Annotated in this window: 17 protein-coding genes and 3 tRNA genes; 8 read left to right on the top strand and 12 right to left on the bottom strand. The window is 54.9% G+C overall.

Features of this window, described 5'->3' with window-relative positions:
* Positions 1 to 93 precede the first annotated feature (93 nt).
* Complete coding sequence (locus ACT3R7_RS09610; protein WP_193091854.1) at positions 94 to 2,184, top strand: carboxy terminal-processing peptidase; 2,091 nt, start codon at positions 94 to 96, stop codon at positions 2,182 to 2,184.
* Between the two features lie 209 nt (positions 2,185 to 2,393).
* Here ACT3R7_RS09610 and ACT3R7_RS09605 read toward each other — a convergent pair.
* From ACT3R7_RS09605 to ACT3R7_RS09595, 3 genes are all read right to left on the bottom strand, one after another.
* A tRNA-Asn gene (locus tag ACT3R7_RS09605) sits at positions 2,394 to 2,469 on the bottom strand.
* A 52-nt stretch (positions 2,470 to 2,521) separates the two neighbouring features.
* Positions 2,522 to 2,597, bottom strand: a tRNA-Asn gene (locus ACT3R7_RS09600).
* A 46-nt stretch (positions 2,598 to 2,643) separates the two neighbouring features.
* Positions 2,644 to 2,719 (bottom strand) — tRNA-Asn (locus ACT3R7_RS09595).
* A 183-nt stretch (positions 2,720 to 2,902) separates the two neighbouring features.
* Between ACT3R7_RS09595 and miaB the strand changes: the two genes are divergently transcribed.
* The 6 genes from miaB (at position 2,903) to ACT3R7_RS09565 (ending at position 8,828) form a co-directional block, all read left to right on the top strand.
* On the top strand, positions 2,903 to 4,246 hold the full coding sequence (gene miaB / locus ACT3R7_RS09590; RefSeq protein WP_192539048.1) for a tRNA (N6-isopentenyl adenosine(37)-C2)-methylthiotransferase MiaB: 1,344 nt from the start codon (positions 2,903 to 2,905) through the stop codon (positions 4,244 to 4,246).
* An 87-nt stretch (positions 4,247 to 4,333) separates the two neighbouring features.
* The gene (locus tag ACT3R7_RS09585) at positions 4,334 to 5,413 is read left to right on the top strand and encodes a PhoH family protein (protein ID WP_018916709.1); all 1,080 of its coding nucleotides are present in this window, start codon (positions 4,334 to 4,336) and stop codon (positions 5,411 to 5,413) included.
* Positions 5,410 to 5,874 (top strand): rRNA maturation RNase YbeY, encoded by a 465-nt coding sequence (ybeY, locus tag ACT3R7_RS09580; protein ID WP_192539049.1) that lies wholly within the window; start codon positions 5,410 to 5,412, stop codon positions 5,872 to 5,874. The genes ACT3R7_RS09585 and ybeY overlap by 4 nt, the downstream gene beginning before the upstream one ends.
* 131 nt (positions 5,875 to 6,005) lie before the next feature.
* Positions 6,006 to 6,893 (top strand): CorC family transporter, encoded by an 888-nt coding sequence (locus tag ACT3R7_RS09575; RefSeq protein ID WP_192539050.1) that lies wholly within the window; start codon positions 6,006 to 6,008, stop codon positions 6,891 to 6,893.
* 51 nt (positions 6,894 to 6,944) lie between these two features.
* Positions 6,945 to 8,417 carry an apolipoprotein N-acyltransferase gene (gene lnt / locus ACT3R7_RS09570; protein ID WP_193091855.1) on the top strand — a complete coding sequence of 491 codons (1,473 nt, stop codon included), beginning with the start codon at positions 6,945 to 6,947 and terminating at the stop codon, positions 8,415 to 8,417.
* A 72-nt stretch (positions 8,418 to 8,489) separates the two neighbouring features.
* Positions 8,490 to 8,828: a hypothetical protein gene (locus ACT3R7_RS09565; protein WP_018916705.1), complete on the top strand. Its 339-nt coding sequence runs from the start codon at positions 8,490 to 8,492 to the stop codon at positions 8,826 to 8,828.
* A gap of 119 nt (positions 8,829 to 8,947) precedes the next feature.
* Here the strand turns inward: ACT3R7_RS09565 and ACT3R7_RS09560 are convergent, their stop codons facing one another.
* The 7 genes from ACT3R7_RS09560 to prmB form a co-directional block, all read right to left on the bottom strand.
* Complete coding sequence (locus tag ACT3R7_RS09560; protein ID WP_193091856.1) at positions 8,948 to 9,526, bottom strand: SCO family protein; 579 nt, start codon at positions 9,524 to 9,526, stop codon at positions 8,948 to 8,950.
* A 23-nt stretch (positions 9,527 to 9,549) separates the two neighbouring features.
* The gene (locus ACT3R7_RS09555; protein WP_225736254.1) at positions 9,550 to 10,005 is read right to left on the bottom strand and encodes a copper chaperone PCu(A)C; all 456 of its coding nucleotides are present in this window, start codon (positions 10,003 to 10,005) and stop codon (positions 9,550 to 9,552) included.
* A 312-nt stretch (positions 10,006 to 10,317) separates the two neighbouring features.
* Positions 10,318 to 12,162: a class I poly(R)-hydroxyalkanoic acid synthase gene (gene phaC, locus ACT3R7_RS09550; protein WP_225736255.1), complete on the bottom strand. Its 1,845-nt coding sequence runs from the start codon at positions 12,160 to 12,162 to the stop codon at positions 10,318 to 10,320.
* A gap of 90 nt (positions 12,163 to 12,252) precedes the next feature.
* Positions 12,253 to 12,663: a phasin family protein gene (locus ACT3R7_RS09545; protein WP_018916701.1), complete on the bottom strand. Its 411-nt coding sequence runs from the start codon at positions 12,661 to 12,663 to the stop codon at positions 12,253 to 12,255.
* A 177-nt stretch (positions 12,664 to 12,840) separates the two neighbouring features.
* Positions 12,841 to 13,218 carry a hypothetical protein gene (locus ACT3R7_RS09540; RefSeq protein ID WP_192539300.1) on the bottom strand — a complete coding sequence of 126 codons (378 nt, stop codon included), beginning with the start codon at positions 13,216 to 13,218 and terminating at the stop codon, positions 12,841 to 12,843.
* Between the two features lie 94 nt (positions 13,219 to 13,312).
* Complete coding sequence (gene aroC / locus ACT3R7_RS09535) at positions 13,313 to 14,404, bottom strand: chorismate synthase (RefSeq protein ID WP_192539299.1); 1,092 nt, start codon at positions 14,402 to 14,404, stop codon at positions 13,313 to 13,315.
* Between the two features lie 13 nt (positions 14,405 to 14,417).
* Entirely contained in the window at positions 14,418 to 15,377 is a 960-nt protein-coding gene (gene prmB, locus ACT3R7_RS09530; RefSeq protein ID WP_192539298.1) for a 50S ribosomal protein L3 N(5)-glutamine methyltransferase, read from the bottom strand.
* Between the two features lie 181 nt (positions 15,378 to 15,558).
* Between prmB and ACT3R7_RS09525 the strand changes: the two genes are divergently transcribed.
* Positions 15,559 to 16,125 carry a Smr/MutS family protein gene (locus tag ACT3R7_RS09525; protein WP_192539297.1) on the top strand — a complete coding sequence of 189 codons (567 nt, stop codon included), beginning with the start codon at positions 15,559 to 15,561 and terminating at the stop codon, positions 16,123 to 16,125.
* Between the two features lie 11 nt (positions 16,126 to 16,136).
* Here the strand turns inward: ACT3R7_RS09525 and ACT3R7_RS09520 are convergent, their stop codons facing one another.
* Both ACT3R7_RS09520 and ACT3R7_RS09515 read right to left on the bottom strand, forming a co-directional pair.
* Positions 16,137 to 17,150 carry a patatin-like phospholipase family protein gene (locus ACT3R7_RS09520; protein WP_192539296.1) on the bottom strand — a complete coding sequence of 338 codons (1,014 nt, stop codon included), beginning with the start codon at positions 17,148 to 17,150 and terminating at the stop codon, positions 16,137 to 16,139.
* Between the two features lie 86 nt (positions 17,151 to 17,236).
* On the bottom strand, positions 17,237 to 18,139 hold the full coding sequence (locus tag ACT3R7_RS09515; RefSeq protein ID WP_192539295.1) for an alpha/beta fold hydrolase: 903 nt from the start codon (positions 18,137 to 18,139) through the stop codon (positions 17,237 to 17,239).
* Between the last annotated feature and the right edge of the window lie 206 nt (positions 18,140 to 18,345).

Below are 18,345 nucleotides of genomic sequence, written 5' to 3'. Positions count from 1 at the left end.
CCTGCTACAATGCTCCCCTGGCCTACGCAACTCATAGGTCACCTGCGGGTCTAGGGAAGAATGAGTGTACACAAATCCGGGAGAGCTTGACTGATGAGCTTGTTTGCAACGCTTTCGCGCTCGGTCGTCCTTGCCGTCATGCTGGTAGTTACCAGCCCGACAGTAATGGCACAAATCGCGCCGACCGACGAACAACGCCAAGCGGCAGAAGAAATTGCGGATGCGCTCCGCTACGGCCACTACGCTAATATTAGCTTTGATGAGCAGTGGTCACAGGAGGCCTTTCAACGCTACCTGGATATGCTTGATGGTCAGCGCGCCTATTTGTTGAGCCGTGATATCGAGCCCTACCGTCATCTGGAAGATGGTATGGCCGATGCGCTGTTTGAAGGCGACCTGGACGATGCCTTCAAACTTTATGATCAGCTAAGCGAGCGTCATATAGCGCGTATGGAGTGGCTGTTAGCGCGTCTGGACGAAGGCCTAGCGTTTGATTTCGATAGCGACGAGCGCCTTGAGATTGACCGCGAAGATGCCCCCTGGGCCACCCGCGAAAGCGAACTGGACGAGCTTTGGCGCAAGCGCCTGAAAAACGACGCCCTGACTCTCGCCCTCACCGACCAGGATGACGAGCAGATCGAGGACAACCTGCGCCAGCGCTATGAAGGCCAGCTCTCTCGCCTGCGGCAGACCGAATCTGAAGATGTGTTTGGCCTCTTGATGGCTGCTGTTAGCAGCACAATTGACCCCCACACCGGCTACCTCTCTCCGCGCCAAAGCGAATCCTTCGATATTCAGATGAGTCTGTCACTTGAAGGTATTGGAGCACTGCTGCAGGCCGACGGTGAATACGTCAAAGTGGCAAGCCTGGTACCCGGAGGCCCGGCTGATCGCGCTGACGTTCTGGAGCCAGCCGATCGCATTATTGCCGTTGGCCAGGAAGACGGCGAAATGGTTAATGTGGTAGGCATGCGCCTGGATAACGTGGTCGACCTGATTCGCGGCCCCAAAGGTTCAGTGGTACGCCTGGACATCGTTCCCGCCCAGGCCGTTGATATGACCCGCTCGCATATCGTCGAAATTACCCGCGATACGGTAAGCCTTGAAGACCAGGCGGCCCACGGCGAAGTAATCGACATTGAGCGTGATGGCGAACCTCACCCGGTCGGGGTAATCAATATCCCCACTTTCTATGTTGATTTTGACGCATGGCAGGCAGGCGAAGAAGAGTATCGCAGCACTACGCGCGACGTAGCCCGTGAAATTGAGCGCCTGAAAGAAGAAGGCGTTGAAGGTATCGTGCTGGACCTGCGCAATAACGGCGGCGGCGCCCTACAGGAAGCCAACTCACTTATCGGCCTGTTTATTGACCGCGGCCCCACCGTCCAGGTGCGCGATGCTCAAGGCCGCATTCAGCTTTACGGCGACACGGATGCAGGGACTACTTACGATGGCCCGTTGACCGTTTTGGTGAACCGCCTCTCTGCCTCTGCCTCAGAAATTTTCGCGGGAGCCATTCAGGACTACGGTCGCGGCCTAGTGGTTGGCTCTTCAACCTTTGGCAAAGGCACCGTTCAAACCTTGAACGATCTAAGCCATGGGCAAATAAAGCTGACCCGCGCCAAGTTTTACCGCATTTCCGGCGAGAGTACGCAAAATCGCGGAGTTGATCCGGATATCAGCTTCCCAAGCCTGATCGACCCGGAACGCATCGGCGAAAGCAGCCTGGATAACGCCCTAGGCTGGGATACGGTTCAAAATGTTCAGTATCGTCGCTACGGTACGCCGGAAACCTTTATCGATGCATTAGCGGCTGAACATACGGCGCGTGCCAAAACGAACCCCAACTTCCGCTATCTTGAAAGCCAGTCGGCGCTAGCCCGCCAGCTGCGCGAACAGCACACGACGGTCAGCCTGAACCGCGAGCAGCGCCAGCGCGAGCTTGAAGCTCAGGAAGCCGAGCAGCTTTCGCTTGAAAACCAGCGCCGCCGAGCACTAAATCTTCCGGAGCTTGACGAATGGATGGACGCGCGCCTTGACAGCGGCGAGCCCGAGGAAGGTGCCGAGGCGGACGAGAACGAAGATGAGGATATGCCGGTTGACCGCGCACCAGTGCTAGAAGCGGCAGAAATCCTGCTCGACTACGCCCATATGCAAAAATCTCAGCGGATGGCCGCGCGCTAAGCGCCAAGCTTCCGCCCTGCAACGCCGGCCTTGAAGGTCGGCGTTTTTTATAACGCAACATTTTACTAACCGCCAGACACGCGAAATTACCCAAAATGCGGCTAAGCAGTGGGCGTTAAAGTAGCAAGGAGATTTAAATAAGCCTGGCACATCAATCTAGAATCGCACACGAAGAAGTGCACTAAAAGACATCTAGAAAGACAATAAGATGGCTCCTCGAACAGGACTCGAACCTGTGACCCAATGATTAACAGTCATTTGCTCTACCAACTGAGCTATCGAGGAATAACGCGCTATCTATATCGGCTGAACGAAACAGATAGTAAAGTAGAAAGCTTGGCTCCTCGAACAGGACTCGAACCTGTGACCCAATGATTAACAGTCATTTGCTCTACCAACTGAGCTATCGAGGAACATCTTAAGCTATTGTATTTCAAGCAGAACCAACTTGTAAAGTGTTGGCTCCTCGAACAGGACTCGAACCTGTGACCCAATGATTAACAGTCATTTGCTCTACCAACTGAGCTATCGAGGAACTGCTCAAACACGGTGCGTAGTATACTGATTGAGACTCGAAGGTCAAGTATCGATTATAGCTGAACGCTAGCCCCGGGTTTCGTGTGTCCGTATAATAGGGTTATTCAACAGTGGCCTAAACCACTGACACGACATTTCATTCATCCCTCGTCCCCCGACGACTCATAGATGACAGGTACCGATGGCGAAGAAGCTCTTCATCAAAACGCACGGCTGCCAAATGAACGAGTACGACTCCTCCCGTATGGCGGATCTGCTCGGTGAATCTCACCAGCTTGAATTAACCGATAACGAGAAGGAAGCCGACGTTATCCTTCTTAACACCTGCTCGATTCGTGAGAAGGCGCAGGAGAAGGTGTTTCATCAGTTGGGACGCTGGAAAAAGCTTAAAGATGCCAACCCCGACCTAGTGATTGGCGTAGGCGGCTGCGTGGCGAGCCAGGAAGGCGAAGCGCTGCGCAAGCGCGCCCCCTTTGTGGATATGATTTTTGGCCCGCAGACGCTGCACCGTGTGCCTTCCATGCTGGATGCACGCAGCAATAACCAAATTGCTGCGGTAGACGTAACGTTCCCGGAAATCGAGAAGTTCGATCACCTGCCTCAGCCCAAGTCGGACGGCGCAACGGCCTTTGTCTCGATCATGGAAGGCTGCTCCAAGTACTGCACCTTCTGTGTGGTGCCCTATACCCGCGGTGAAGAGGTCTCGCGTCCGTTTGAAAAGGTCATGGATGAAGTTATCCATCTGGCCGATCAAGGGGTGCGCGAAGTCAACCTGCTGGGCCAAAACGTTAACGCCTACCGAGGCGATAACGACGATGGCGATGAAATTGATCTTGCTGAACTGATTGCCTGTATCGCCGCTGTGGATGGTATTGACCGCATACGCTTTACCACCTCGCATCCGGTTGAGTTTACCGACAGTCTGGTTGATGCCTTCGCGGATATCCCCGAGCTTGTCAGCCACCTGCATTTGCCGGTTCAATCAGGCTCTGACCGTATCCTGAGCGCCATGAAACGTGGCCATACGGCGGAAGAGTACATTGAGAAGATGGAGCGCGTTCGCGCCAACCGTCCGGATATCAGTTTCTCGTCTGACTTTATCATTGGTTTCCCCGGCGAGACCGAGGAAGACTTTGAAGCCACGATGAACCTGATCCACCGGATTGGTTTTGACCACTCGTTTAGTTTTGTCTACTCGGCGCGCCCAGGCACCCCCGCCTCTGGCCTGCCCGATGACACGCCGGAAAGCGTCAAAAAGCAGCGTTTGGCGATTCTGCAAGAGCGCATCCTGCAGAATGTGGCCCAGATCAGCCGGCGCATGGTAGGTACCACTCAGCGTATTCTGGTCACCGGCTTCTCGCCGAAAGATCCAGGACAACTCTCCGGACGTACCGAGAATAACCGCGTGGTGAACTTCCGTGCGGCCAACCCGACCGAGCTGATTGGCTACTTTGTGGATGTCGAAATTACCGAGGCATTCCCCAACTCTCTGCGCGGCGAGCTTGCTTCCCCAGAACGTTACTGAACGCTCTCTTATCTTAGGTAATTGCCCCGACACCCGTCGGGGCAGTAAGCTGAGACCTACATACATCAACTGACGGGTTTCCTACTCTTGAGCCAACCATCAACTCAGGCCAATCGCATCATTACCCTAAGCCTTGAACCCAATGATCCGCAGCGTCTTGCAAGCCTTTGCGGCCAGCAGGATGAGCACTTGAAGTTGATTGAAAGCCGACTGGATGTGACATTACGCAACCGGGGCAATGTTTTTCAGCTTGCAGGGCCAGCTAATCGCATCAAGGCAGCGGCGAACGTACTCGAGCACCTTTATCGTGAAACGGCGGCTGATGAGCTTTCTGCCGATACCGTGCACCTGTTCCTTCAGGAATCTGGCATGGAAGCGCTAGAGGACGAAGAGGATGGTGAAGGCGGCAGCGATGAAGTGATCATGCGCACCCCGCGCACCATGATCAAACCGCGCGGCCTGAACCAGCAGCGCTATGTGTTAAGTATCCGCGAGCACGATATCAACTTCGGTATTGGGCCGGCGGGCACCGGCAAAACCTACCTTGCCGTTGCGGCTGCCGTGGAAGCGCTTAATCAGCAGGAAGTTCGGCGTATTCTGCTGGTACGCCCAGCGGTTGAAGCGGGTGAAAAACTCGGCTTCCTGCCCGGCGACCTGGCACAAAAGATCGACCCGTACCTGCGCCCGCTGTATGACGCGCTGTACGAGATGATCGGCTTTGAACAAGTGGCCAAGCTCATTGAGCGTCAGGTGATTGAAATAGCCCCGCTGGCCTATATGCGTGGCCGCACGCTAAACAATTCGTACATCATTTTGGATGAGAGCCAGAACACCACGCCGGAGCAGATGAAAATGTTCCTGACCCGGATCGGCTTTGGTTCAACGGCGGTGATCACCGGGGATATTACCCAGGTCGACTTACCCCGTGGGCAGCGTTCAGGCCTGTCCCAAGTGCTTGACGTATTAAAAGACACCCCGGGAATCGGCGTCACTCACTTTGCCGCTAAAGACGTGGTACGTCACCCCTTGGTACAGCGCATTATCGAAGCGTACGACGACTTTGAATCGCAGCAGGAAGTCGAAGAGCGTGCCCGTCGCGATGCACGCCAGCAAGAGCGCGAAGCACGCCTTCAGGCGCAGGAACGCTGGGGAGATACGTCACGTTGAACGCTATCGTGATTGATCGCCAAGCCGCGATTGATGAGCCGACACTACCTACTCTTGAGCAGCTCACCCACTGGGTGGGCTGCGTGTTTGCGCATCACCCCGATGATGAACGTAAAGAGCTTACCATTCGCTTTGTCGATGAGCAGGAAAGCCAGGCGCTGAATCGTGACTATCGCGGCAAGGACAAGCCAACCAACGTTTTATCGTTTCCGTTTGAAAATCCGCCCGGCATGACGTTACCGCTGCTGGGCGATTTGATCATCTGTCATACGGTGGTGTTAAACGAGGCAGATGAACAGCAAAAGCCGCTGGCCCACCACTATGCTCACATGGTCGTTCACGGCACGCTGCATTTAATGGGCTATGACCATATTGAAGACCAGGAGGCGGAAGAGATGGAACAGCTTGAGCGTACACTGCTTGCTGAGCTTGAAATCCCTGATCCTTATCACGTCGTTTGAGCATGAGTCGTAACATTGGCTTACCGCAGCTGGCATAGTGCCCTAAGTCAGTGATAAAACGTTAGCTTGCGATGTGGCCTTTTTATGCACGCCAAGACAGTTGTCTGCCCCATAAACAAGAGATTTGACGCATGAGCGAAGACCGATCGAGCAACCCTAATCAAAAATCCTGGCTCGAGAAACTCTTTGGCGCCCTAACCGGAGATAGTGACGAACCCAGTTCACGCGATGAGCTGTTGACGTTTTTACGCCACACTGCAGGGAAGTTGAAGCTAGATCAGGACGCCATCATGATTATCGAGGGCGCGCTTGAGATTAGCGATCAGCAGGTCCGCGAGGTCCTGATTCCCCGTTCCCAGGTCTCCGCGATTACCCTGGATCAAACCAGCGACGGCTATTTGCCGCTTATTCAGGAAACCGGTCACTCCCGTTACCCGGTGATCGGCGAGAACCTGGACGATATAAAAGGCATTCTGCTGGTTAAAGACCTGCTACCGCTACTTTCGCAAACCCAGGAGAGCCGTGACGCTTTCAAGCTTGAAGACATCCTCCGACCGGCCATGTTCATCCCCGAGTCCAAGCGTCTGAACAGCCTGTTGAAAGAGTTTCGTGACACCCATAACCATATGGCGATTGTGGTGGACGAATACGGCGGTACGGCAGGCATTATCACCATCGAAGATATCCTCGAGCAGATCGTGGGTGATATTGAAGATGAGCACGACACCGACGAAGAAGACGATATCCGCACGCTTGAAAACGGTCACTTTGCCATTCGCGCCCTCACCCCCATCGAAGATTTTAATGATCGCTTCGGCACCGAATTTTCCGATGACGAGTTCGATACGGTTGGCGGCCTGGTCATGCAGCAGTTTGGTCACTTGCCCGGCCGCGGTGAACATACCCGCTTTGGCGGCTGGCGTTTCGTTATCCTGAATGCCGATAACCGACGCATTCGTTTGCTGGAAGCCTACCGCGATAACAACACCGAGAGTACCGACGAGCAAGACGCTGATTAACACGTTGCTCGCCTACAGACTTATCAAATGATTAGCCGATAGGACATCACCATGGGGCCGACGCCCATTTTTATGCTGCAACTGCTATTCGCCCTCGTGGCGGGCGGCTTTACCACGCTGACGGCCTCACCGTTTGAATTATGGTGGCTTGGTCCGATCGCGATCGCGTTGCTTTACATGGGTCTACATACCCTAACGCCCGCCCAGGCAGCGCTTAAAGGCTGGTTGTATGGCGTGGCGCTTTTCGCAAGCGGCACGTCCTGGGTATATGTTTCTATCCATGACTATGGCTACACCGGCGTACCGCTGGCGGTCTTTTTGACAGCCCTGTTTGTGGGTGTGTTAGCGCTTTTTTATGCGGGTATCTTCTGGCTTTATCGACGCTTTTTTACGCCCAAACTGGCGTTGCTTACCTTTGCAGGCATTTGGGTATTAGGCGAAGTGCTGCGCACGTATCTGTTTACGGGCTTTCCCTGGCTGCTGTTGGGCTCAGGCTATGTCGACTCGCCGCTGGCCAGCTGGGCCCCCATCGGTGGTGTGTACCTGCTCTCGCTGCTGGTGATGCTTAGCGGCACGCTCGCCGCTGAAGCCGTACTACGCCGCCAATGGTGGGCGCTCGCGCCACTTGCGGCTATCTGGCTTATTCCCCTGGCACTTCCTCAACAGTGGGCGACCCCCGCCGAGACGCCCACCCGCGTCGCCCTGCTTCAAGGCAACCTGCCCCAGCTTTTAAAGTGGACGCCCGAAGGCCAGCGCACCGCCGCCAACACGTATAGCCGCTTGACCGCTGAAGTGGCCGATGAGGTGGATATCGTGATCTGGCCGGAAACGGCGCTGCCCATGATGGAAGCCCAGGCACGCCCGGTTTTGGAGCGCGTGCAGTCCAACCTGCCGCCAGGTGTTGCGCTGGTCACGGGGATCGTTCAGCTGGATGAGGCCAACCGCTACTATAATGGAGTGATTGGCGTCGGCAGTGTTGAAGGCAGCTATCAAAAAGAGCACTTAGTGCCGTTTGGCGAATACCTGCCCCTGGAAAGCGTGCTGCGCGGTGCTATCGACTTTTTTGACCTGCCGATGTCAAGCTTTACCAAAGGCGCTTCTGAGCAGACGCCAATGCTTGCGGCAGGCGTAAGCCTGGGTAATGCGATTTGCTATGAAATCATCTATCCGCAGCTTGTCGCCCGCCGCGCTCAAGAAAGCGATGTGCTGCTTACCGTTTCCAATGACACCTGGTTTGGCGCCTCAATCGGCCCTCATCAGCACTTGCAGATGGCAAGGCTTAGAGCACTGGAAAACGGCCGCTATGTGATACGTGCGACCAGCAACGGCATTACCGCCATTATTGATGCCCACGGAGAGATCGTGGCACGTGCTCCGCAGTTTGAAACGACAGCGCTGGTAGGCGAATTTTATGCGATGGAAGGTCTCACGCCGTTCACCCGTACCGGCAGCTGGCCTACTTGGTTACTAGCAGCGCTTATGCTACTTCCCGGCCTTCGCTTGACACGTTGTCGCAGTAAGTAGGCGGGCGCCATCGAGTAGCGCTACAATACGGCTCTTTTAACGCATTTATTCAGGCTGACAGAGGGTAACGCCATGCTTAAATCTCGGCCTTTTCTACTGCTTGTCGTGCTTCCGCTGGCGCTGATCGTCGTTCTAGGAGTCGCTATTTTTGGTGGTCAGGCCATGTCTGACAGCAACGTTGGCAGCGATATTCAACATGCTCTGGCCAAAGAGCTTGATACGTCCAATGAGATCGAGCTTTCCCAGCTACAAGAAGTACAGTACGGCTATGGCATCTGTGGCTTATACCGCACCGCGTCCTCCGAAAACGGCTATGCTTCCTTCTTTTACGATAAAGACAGCGACAAAGTTGAGCTAGATATTAACTCTCGACTGTACAAGTCGCGCTGTGGCCTTTCATCGGTTTGCTAAACCAGCTTACTCAGCCTGCTTCAGCCTGCTATTAGCCATTAAAGATGTTCGTATGAAAAAGGGGGCGACTGATATTCAGTCGCCCCCTTTTGTGATCGCCAGTAGCTCTCTAAATAGCCTTAACCTTGGGCCACCAAACGTTTGATATCGGCTTCAACGTCGTTTACTGGATGGCTATCGCGCACCAAGAACTGCGCTTGGCCTTCCCGGTCAAAGGCAAAAACGGCACTGGAGTGGGTTACCAGATAATCGCCGTTTTCATTCTCTTCGCCATACTCGTAAGCCACCCGATAGCGGTTGGTGACGGCATCGATAGCCGCTTTATCACCGCTTAAACCGACGAACTCAGGCCCAAAAGCATCCGTATAACGTTTTAATACCTCAGGTGTATCGCGGGCAGGGTCGACCGAGATAAACAGCACCTGGATCTCATCGCGCGTTTCATCATCAAGTTTTCTTATCGCATCGCCCAGTCTTGCAAGGGTAATCGGGCAAACATCGGGGCAGTAGGTATAGCCGAAATAGACGAGCGTCGGTTTACCCAGATACTCCTCGGCCTGCACGCTGTCACCGTTTTCATCCACCAGTACAAAATCCAGCGGTGGCATGATATCTGCGACATCCGTGGTGCGCCAACTTTGATCACTGCAGCCTACCAGCAGCAGCGCAGCTAGCGTTGCAAGCAACACCTTGTACATGCGTAATCGTCCTATCATTGCTTTTACAGAGATGCCGGGGAGACAACATTGAAGGTCACGGGCAAGCGCTGCTCATCGCTAAAGGTAAGCACCACTTCCACCTCGTCACCTTCGTTTAAAGGCGCTACGCGGCGCATAAACATTAAATGCTGCCCCTTGGGCGCAAATTCGATACGCTCATCAGGACCGATATCCAGTGATTCAAAGGCGTGCATGTGCGCCATGCCGTTATGCTCGGAGCTTATATGCATTTCAACACTTTCAAAGGCCGGGCTTTCCGCCCCCACCAACGTCACACCTTCATCACCAGTATTATGCAACTCAAAATAGCCAGCCCCCGGGGTGTTGCCGGGCAATAGACTCAGCCGCGCGTTGGTGACGTCTAGTGATTGCGCCTGGGCAACGCCTGCGGTTAATAACAGCGCGCACGTCGTGAATGCTAATTGGCGGCAGGTTCGCTTGATCATCGTTTTGTGCATTAGGTACGCCATATCAACTCTCGTTAGGGGGAATGTAATGATGCAGGCGCGCGCATAGCTCAATCGTAAAGCCAGCCTGTGGCGTGCACCCGGTATTAATCGTAGGCCTACCATAGCTCTATTACGTGCTTCTACAAACCACCTGCGACATTATGTCAACCGCTGGGGGCAATCCCTCATGCCGCTCTTGGGTACCGCCCCTTCATTTTACCTATTACGTTTTTATAAATACCTGAAAACCACAAAGCCCTGAACAACAATTCAGGGCTTTGTACGTTCAAGACATGCATTTTAAACGGTGTTGATCCAGGATCAGGAAAGCTCACCGGATAACTGAGAAATGGTGACCTTTACATAGCGCCCCGGCGCAGGCTCAATGACGCTGAGCTTGCCCTCGCCAGGCTTGCGTGCCGACACCATTTTTTGGCTATCCGCATAGCCATTCTGGGTCATCCATGCCTGCCAGTGTGGCCACCAGGACCCTTCGTTGAACGTGGCTTGCTCCAGCCACTCCTCGTGGGATTCTGGCAGCGCGTCGTTACTCCAGTAGCCATACTTGTTCTTCTGGGGCGGGTTAACGATCCCCGCGATATGCCCTGAACCACCGAGTACAAAGGTAACGGGTCCCTTCGGCAAAAGTGCTCCGTAATACGTGCTGTTCCACTTAGCGATATGATCTTCTTTGGTGGAAACAAAATAGCTCGGCGTCGAGACTTTACGCAGGTCGATTTTCACCCCGTCTAACTCAATGCCACCCGGCTGTACCAAACGGTTCTCAAGGTACATATGGCGTAAATACCAGGCATGGGTCGTTGCCGGTAGATTGGTACCATCGGTATTCCAGTGCAGAAGATCAAAGGCGGCGGGCATCTCACCTTTCAGGTAGTTATTGATATAAAACGACCAGAAAAGATCATTTTCACGCAGTAGGTTAAAGGTATAGGCCATGGAGCGGCCATCCAGATAACCTTTGAGCTTCATGCTCTGCTCTAGCCCTTTCACAACGCCTTCATTAAGAAATACGCCAATATCGCCAGGGTCACGGAAGTCCTGCAGGGTGGCCATATAGGTTACCGATTTTACTTTGCGCCCCTGGCGTGTACTCGTAAGGTAGGCAACCGTCGAGGCGGTCAGCGTGCCTCCCACACAGTAACTTACCAGGTTAACCGACTTCTCTCCGCAGGCCTGCTCGATCGCACCGATAGCGCTAATCGGCCCCATCTGCATATAGTCGGCCCAGGTAATATCACGCTGCTCAGAATCAGGATTGCGCCACGAGATCAAAAATACCGTATGGCCTTGATCGACCATCCATTTAACCATGGAGTTGTCTTGGCGCAGGTCCAGGATGTAATACTTGTTGATCCATGGCGGTACGATAAGCAGGGGCGTTTTAAAGGTTTTCTCGGTAGTGGGAGTGTACTGAATAAGCTGGATGAGCTCATTTTCATAAACCACCGCACCGGGAGTAACGGCAATATTTTCACCGATATCAAACGCGTCGCGCTCGGTCATGCACACGTTAATGCCTTCGGCGGAGTTGGCCAGGTCTTCACGTAGCCGGGCCAGGCCTTCTACCAGGTTTTGTCCGCGCGTTTCCAACGTTCGCCGCACCACTTCCGGATTAGTGGAAACGAAATTGGTCGGTGACATGGCGCTGACTAACTGGCGGGCATAGAACTCAAGATTGCGCTTTTGTGTGCTATCCATGCCGTCAAGGCGCTCAATTAACTCCTCCACCATCTGAGAAAACAGCAGGTACTGCTGCATAATAGCCGTGTAGTGAGGGTCGCTGGTCCAGGCTTCATCTTTAAAGCGACGATCGCTTTTGGAAGGGGTGATAACCGGTGCTACCTGCTCGCCCGAGAAAGCACGCATACTCTGTTGCCAAAGAAGCCACTGATCTTGCAGCAGGCGCGTCTGGGTTTGCCAGAGCAAGGTCGGGTTATTCATTAATGACTGCGCGCCCGCTTCGAAACTTTTGCGCATATCATCCTGTATCGAATCGGCGGCTTCGCTAGGCGCTATTCGCGCGAGCAGATCCTGCATCAGGCCCTGATACTGCCCGCCCATCTCTTGGAGCTGCGCATGCCATGCCTCAATATCCTCTTGGGACATGCCCTGTGGCGCCATATTGTCTGATGTCCACCTTTGCATATTGACTCCCCCTACTCGCAGGCGCCATCACGCCTAACGGCATCGACATAAAAATACGGCGCCATCAGGCGCCGTGAGCCAATCAACGTTTTATTTTTTACGTGAAGATTGGCTGGATGCAGTACCCGGCTTTTCGCCTTGGGCCGCTGAAGTTGCCTGCTCAGTCATTTTTTGACCAGCATCGCTAAACAGCTTTTCCATTTCAGATTTGAACTGAAGGCTCATTTCGCTCATGGCGCGAGCGTCTTCCTGCATCTGCTGCGAAATCTCATTCATCATTTCGGCTTGCTGAGTACCGAAATCGCGCAGGCTTTCCGCATCCTGAATGTTCGTGGCGCTACGAATGCGCTCTGTTCCCATCTGGCTATAGCGTTTCATCGCTTCCAGCTGGTATTGGGTCATTTTTTCCATGTTGTTGAGCATCAGCGAGTTGATCTTGCGCATCGGCTCAAACATTTGGCGGGTTTGGGCGTTAAAGGCGTCCGTCATCTTGTCTTGCATGGTGTCTGCTCCTATTGCGTTACTAAGGTGAGCCCGAAGGCCCTTATGAACGTAATGTGCTGCACTGTATGTTATATTTTTGTTGCACTGCAAAAAAAGAGTAAGCGCTAGTATGGTGCATTACAATAACACTTAGATGACGGCCGTGATTTTTTGGCCGTTACGCACCCTGCCGCGTTACTCGGTTTTTCCCTTACTACGCGAGCGTGAGGACGCTGGAGCTTTTGCCTTGGCGCTTCCTCTGCTAGGTGTGTCGCTGTCCGCTGCCTGACTCTGGTTAGTGGCGCTGCTGGAACTACCCGCCTGGCGCAGCATATCCAGCATCATTTGCTGGTACGTCCCGAAATTAGCCAGCCCCTGCGATAACCCTTGCTGCATCATCGGCTGCTGTAAGAAAGGCCGCATCAGGCTCATGGGGTCATAGCCTTCAACACCTGACTCCATTTGGCGCTGGATATTTTCCAGCAGGCTTTGCTGAAACGCCTCGATATCAGGCAGCCCAAGCGCCTGGCGGAACTCGTCCGGGGTCAGATCAAACTCAACGTTAATCTTCATGGGGTTACTCCTTAACCATCTCCCCTTGAGTGTAGCAGCGTTAAACGAACCGTATATGGCTTTAACGCTGCGCTAACTCCACGTTAAATCTGCGCTAAACCTGATTCAGGCGCGGCGTATCAACGCTCACGTCGCCATTTTGCCCCCGTTGGCGTAACCAATGATCTAACAGTGTAATGGCCATCATGGCTTCGGCGATGGGTGTTGCGCGAATGCCTACGCACGGGTCGTGGCGACCTTTGGTAATTACCTCGACAGGCTGGCCGTTGACATCAATGGAGCGCCCCGGCGTGGTAATACTGGAGGTGGGCTTAAGGGCAAGCCTTGCCACGATAGGCTGCCCGCTGGAAATCCCACCCAAGACGCCGCCCGCATGGTTGGACAAAAAGCCTTCCGGCGTCATCTCATCGCGGTGTTCACTGCCCCGCTGAGCCACCGAACCAAACCCTGCGCCAATCTCAATGCCTTTTACCGCATTAATGCTCATTAAGCCATGCGCCAGCTCAGCATCCAGGCGGTCAAACACCGGCTCGCCCAAGCCTACCGGCACGCCTTCGGCCACCACGGTAATTTCTGCGCCCACGGAATCCTGATCGCGGCGCAGTTGATCCATATAGGTCTCAAGCTCGGCTACTTTGGCAGGGTCGGGGCAGAAAAAGGCGTTCTGCTCAACGGCTTCCCACTCTTTGAATTCGATCTTGATGGGGCCAAGCTGGCTCATGTAACCGCGGATCTGAACGCCCTGGGCGGCCAGATACTTCTTGGCAATCGCACCTGCCGCCACGCGCATGGCGGTTTCACGAGCGCTTGAGCGGCCACCACCGCGATAGTCGCGATGGCCATATTTATGGTGATAGGTGTAGTCCGCGTGCGCCGGACGGAACTGGTCCTTGATTTTCGAGTAATCATTGGAGCGCTGGTCGGTATTCTCGATCAACAGGCCAATCGAGGTGCCGGTGGTTTTACCCTCGAACACGCCGGATAAAATCCTCACCTGATCAGGCTCTTTACGCTGCGTGGTATGCCGAGAGCTACCCGGGCGGCGGCGGTCCAGGTCGCGCTGCAGATCCTCTTCACACAGCGCAAGCCCCGGCGGGCAGCCATCAACGATGGCACCAAGTGCCACGCCGTGGCTTTCGCCAAAGGTGGTTACGGTAAACAGTTTGCCAAAACTATTGCCAGACATGGGCGTTCATTCCTTACACAAAAGACGCCGCATAGGCGTCGAGTTCAGCAGCGCTCAAGGCAAATACGCCCTGGCCGCCACGCTCGAAGTCAAGCCACATAAAAGGTACGTCAGGAAACGCAGCTTCCACATGACGGTCAGAATTGCCCACTTCCACAATCAGCCAGCCGGAGTCGCTTAAATGACTGCGCGCCTCGCGCAGAATACGCCGCACGATATCCAAGCCGTCTTTGCCAGCACCCAGCGCCAGCGCGGGTTCATGGCGAAACTCGGCGGGCATGGTGGCCAAATCACGCGCATCCACGTAGGGCGGGTTGGAAACGATCAAATCAAAACGTTGGCCTTCAAGGCCATCAAATACATCGGATGCAACCGCCCGTACCCGGTCGCCCACATCGTGGCGGGTAATATTTTCCCGGGCGACAGCCAACGCATCTTGGCTGATATCGGCAAGTGTGACCTCACAGGTAGGCAGGTAAAGGCCTGTAGCAATGCCGATACAACCAGAGCCGGTGCATAAATCCAGCACGCTGGCCGGGGGCTCTTCAGGGAACCAGGCGCTAAAGCCGTCTTCGATTAACTCGGCAATCGGCGAGCGTGGAATTAACACTCGCTCATCGACATTGAACGGATGGCCTGCGAAAAACGCCTCGCCTAGCAGATACGGGAGCGGCTGGCGGCTGATTACCCGTTCCCGGGCCAGAGCAATAATACGCTGGCGCTCAACGGGCAGAAGCCGTGCTTCCAGAACGCTGGGGTCGACGTTCCAGGGTAGATGCAGCGCGCCTAAGCAGAGCGCGACCGCTTCATCCCAGGCGGATTCCGTGCCATGACCATAGTGCAGCCCCGCCAGATAGAACTCGCTGGATACCCAGCGTAGATAGTCGCGCAACGTAAAAAGATCGCTTATCAGCGCCGTATCCGGCAATGAAAGGGTTGAGTGAGAGGTCTCAGCATTGAGGGGCGTAGTCACAGCGACTCCTGATAAACGAAAATCATCCATGCAGCCATTATGAAGCTACACTCAGTTGATAAAGAAAAATTGTACCTTTAAAGATTGTACCTTTGACGCCGCCCGGTTCACAGCGGCGCTCAGCTCGCTATACTGTCGCCTCTTTTATATCATTACTTACTTTTCACACGTTGAGCCTGACATGACGCGACGCCACCTGCCCAATGATGACGATATCAGCGCCTTTCGCCAGGCGCTTCAAGCAGCAGGCGTGCGCCGTATTGCGACCAACCAGGCAGACCCCGGTAAGCCCAAGCGGGATAATAACGCCCACCAGGCAAGGCGCAACGCCGCGGTTGAGAGCAACACCCTGCAAACCAGCGGGCGCACCTCGGATGGCCGGGTGGAAGCCGTGCGCCCTTCCGAGTACCTGGAATTCAGCGTACCCGATTTACCCTGGCGCAGCCTTAGCCAGCTAAAGCGCGGCCAAACCGAGTGGCAGGCGGGGCTCGACCTGCACGGCTACACCCTGGAAGAAGCCCGTACAGAACTTGAAAGCTTTCTGCGCGATGCGGCAAGTCAGGGTTTACGCTGTGTTCTGGTCGTTCACGGCAAGGCGTGGGGCAGCACCTCTGACTTCCCGGTGCTTAAAAGCCATACCAATACCTGGCTGCGTGAATGGCCGGGCGTGCTGGCATTCTGCTCTGCGGTTGATATCGATGGTGGCACCGGTGCGGTTTATATCCTGTTACGTAAGCGAGGCCCGTAGGCCCACGCGACTTACTCCGCAGCATCCGACGCAATGCTTGGCATGCGTCGCTCTAACGCTTCATCGGCCAAGTGCCGCCCCAGGCAAATTAACTCCTTGGCCCGATGAAACTCATGCGTACTGCACACCGTTTTGGGTATCTCGATCAGTACATCCGGCGGGTAGCCAGCAATTTTATACTTAGCCAACGCCGCCTGGGTAATATCGAACGATTCTAAAATCATGCCGAGTCGGCTCCACTCGCGCTTGCCACGGGCTTCAGGCGTCTCTTCTTCACTTTCATCATCCACTCCATTGCCCCCCAGACCGTCCCATAGCCGCTTGGTGGCTTCGCGCATATCACTCATCCAGCCCCCCATATTGGCGTCGCGTTCACGCTCTGAGGCCGTGCGACTATCATTCTCTTCGTGCTCCTTGGGCAGCAGTTCCTCCAGTGACACCGGCTGCGGGCTATGGGCCGTCACGTTAACGGCCACTACTAGGTCAGCACGGTGAGCCGCGATGACCGGCATGATGGGCAGGGGATTAAGCAGCCCGCCATCAACTAACATTTGATCACCCGTACTGACTGGGGTAATCACCCCAGGAATAGCAATGGAGGCCCGGATAGCGTGCAACAGCGGGCCGTTTTGAAACCATACCTCTCGCTGGCGAACCAAGTCGGTGGCAATCGTGGTAATAGGGATAGGCAGATCCTCAATCAGTACATCGCCCACCAACGCCTCCAACTTGTGCATCACCTTGTTGGCGCGCATGGCCCCCATGGGACTCCAGGTCATATCGATAAGCCTGAGCACATCGAGATAATCCAGAGTACAGACCCACTCCCGGTATTCGGGCAGTTTTCCCGAGGCGTAGATACCGCCAATCAGTGCGCCCATCGAGCACCCGGCGATGGAAATAATCTCAAAACCGCGTGCTTCCAGCGCTTCGATCACACCAATATGTGCGTAGCCACGTGCCCCACCGCTTCCCAATACCAGGGCGACCTTTTTGCCATTGCCAGTGCGCGTCAGTTGGTTCATTGCTTATCCTTGTCTTTCTTATGCCTGCCCGCTTTGTTGTATTGATACGTGCTCTGAATCGTCGATACCCAATAACCTGCCTTGCGCTAAGCCGTGGCCGTTTGCCAATGGGCAGCGACGACTTCCGCCACGGCGGCAACGGCCTTGGGCTCCAGATGCAGGTGATGCCCGCCCGGTAACACGTGGCGCGTAAGACACTTAACCGCCTGGCGCGCCTGCACAGCCCACTCGCGTTCGCCTAAAATACCCCGTTCGCCCTCAATCAAGAGCATCGGCGCCTGGATACAGGTCAACTGGGCCAGCACCTGTTCTGGAGTAAAGCGTACCAACGAGGGTTTTAGCAACCGGCTATCGGTGCGCATTTGTATATAACCATCGGCGGTAGCTTCGGTATTACGCTCAACCAGCGGTATTGCCGTTACGCTATCCAGTGTGGTTACTCCGCCGGCGACCCGAGCGGCAACCGCGCTTTCTATATCGGCATAGCGCGGCGCACGGGAAAGCGGCCGTCGGTAAGCCATCAAGCCTTTGCGTAGCTGGTTGGCGGTTTCTACTGCTGGCGTATTCAACGCCCCCAGCCCATCAATCAGCGTCAACTGAGCAACGCGCTCCGGCATGGTGGCCGCCACTAGGCAAGCGACGGCTGCTCCCATCGAGTGGGCCAATAGTGACGCCTGCTCGATACCTAGCGTGTCCATCGCATCAAGCACGTCATGGCAGTAATCCCACAGCGCATAGTCACTGCCCGCCGGAATATGTTTTGAATGCCCATGGCCACGGAAGTCGATTGCTACAATGCGGATATCCAGCACTTCGGCCAGTCGCGGCGCCAGGCGGGTAAAGCTTGCCGCGTTATCCAGCCAGCCGTGCAGCGCTAACCACACGGGGGCATCCTGGCGGCCCCAGCTCAGCGCCGCCAGGCGGCTTTGGGCAAGTACTAGCGCTTGCCCAGCACGGCGATTCGTCCACGCAGACGTTGTTTCAGACATAAGTCATTTCCTGGCCAAGCGACAGTCTTGCGAATGAGCAAGCGTGGCCTAGCCGTTTTTCGATATAGGAGAAGCGTCGCGCATTTTCAAGCAATGCATAGATGACGGTCTAAGCGACAAACGTTACCATGCCAGGCGCAATTCTTCCGCCGCTTTATACCCTTCTATCGATTAATGGTGACCCTATGAAACCTCGTCGCGATACG

The sequence above is a fragment of the Halomonas sp. AOP43-A1-21 genome (genome assembly GCF_052376775.1).
Classification (GTDB): domain Bacteria; phylum Pseudomonadota; class Gammaproteobacteria; order Pseudomonadales; family Halomonadaceae; genus Vreelandella; species Vreelandella colorata.
Note: the sequence above shows the minus strand (reverse complement) of the source record. Positions and strands in the feature narration are given on the sequence as shown.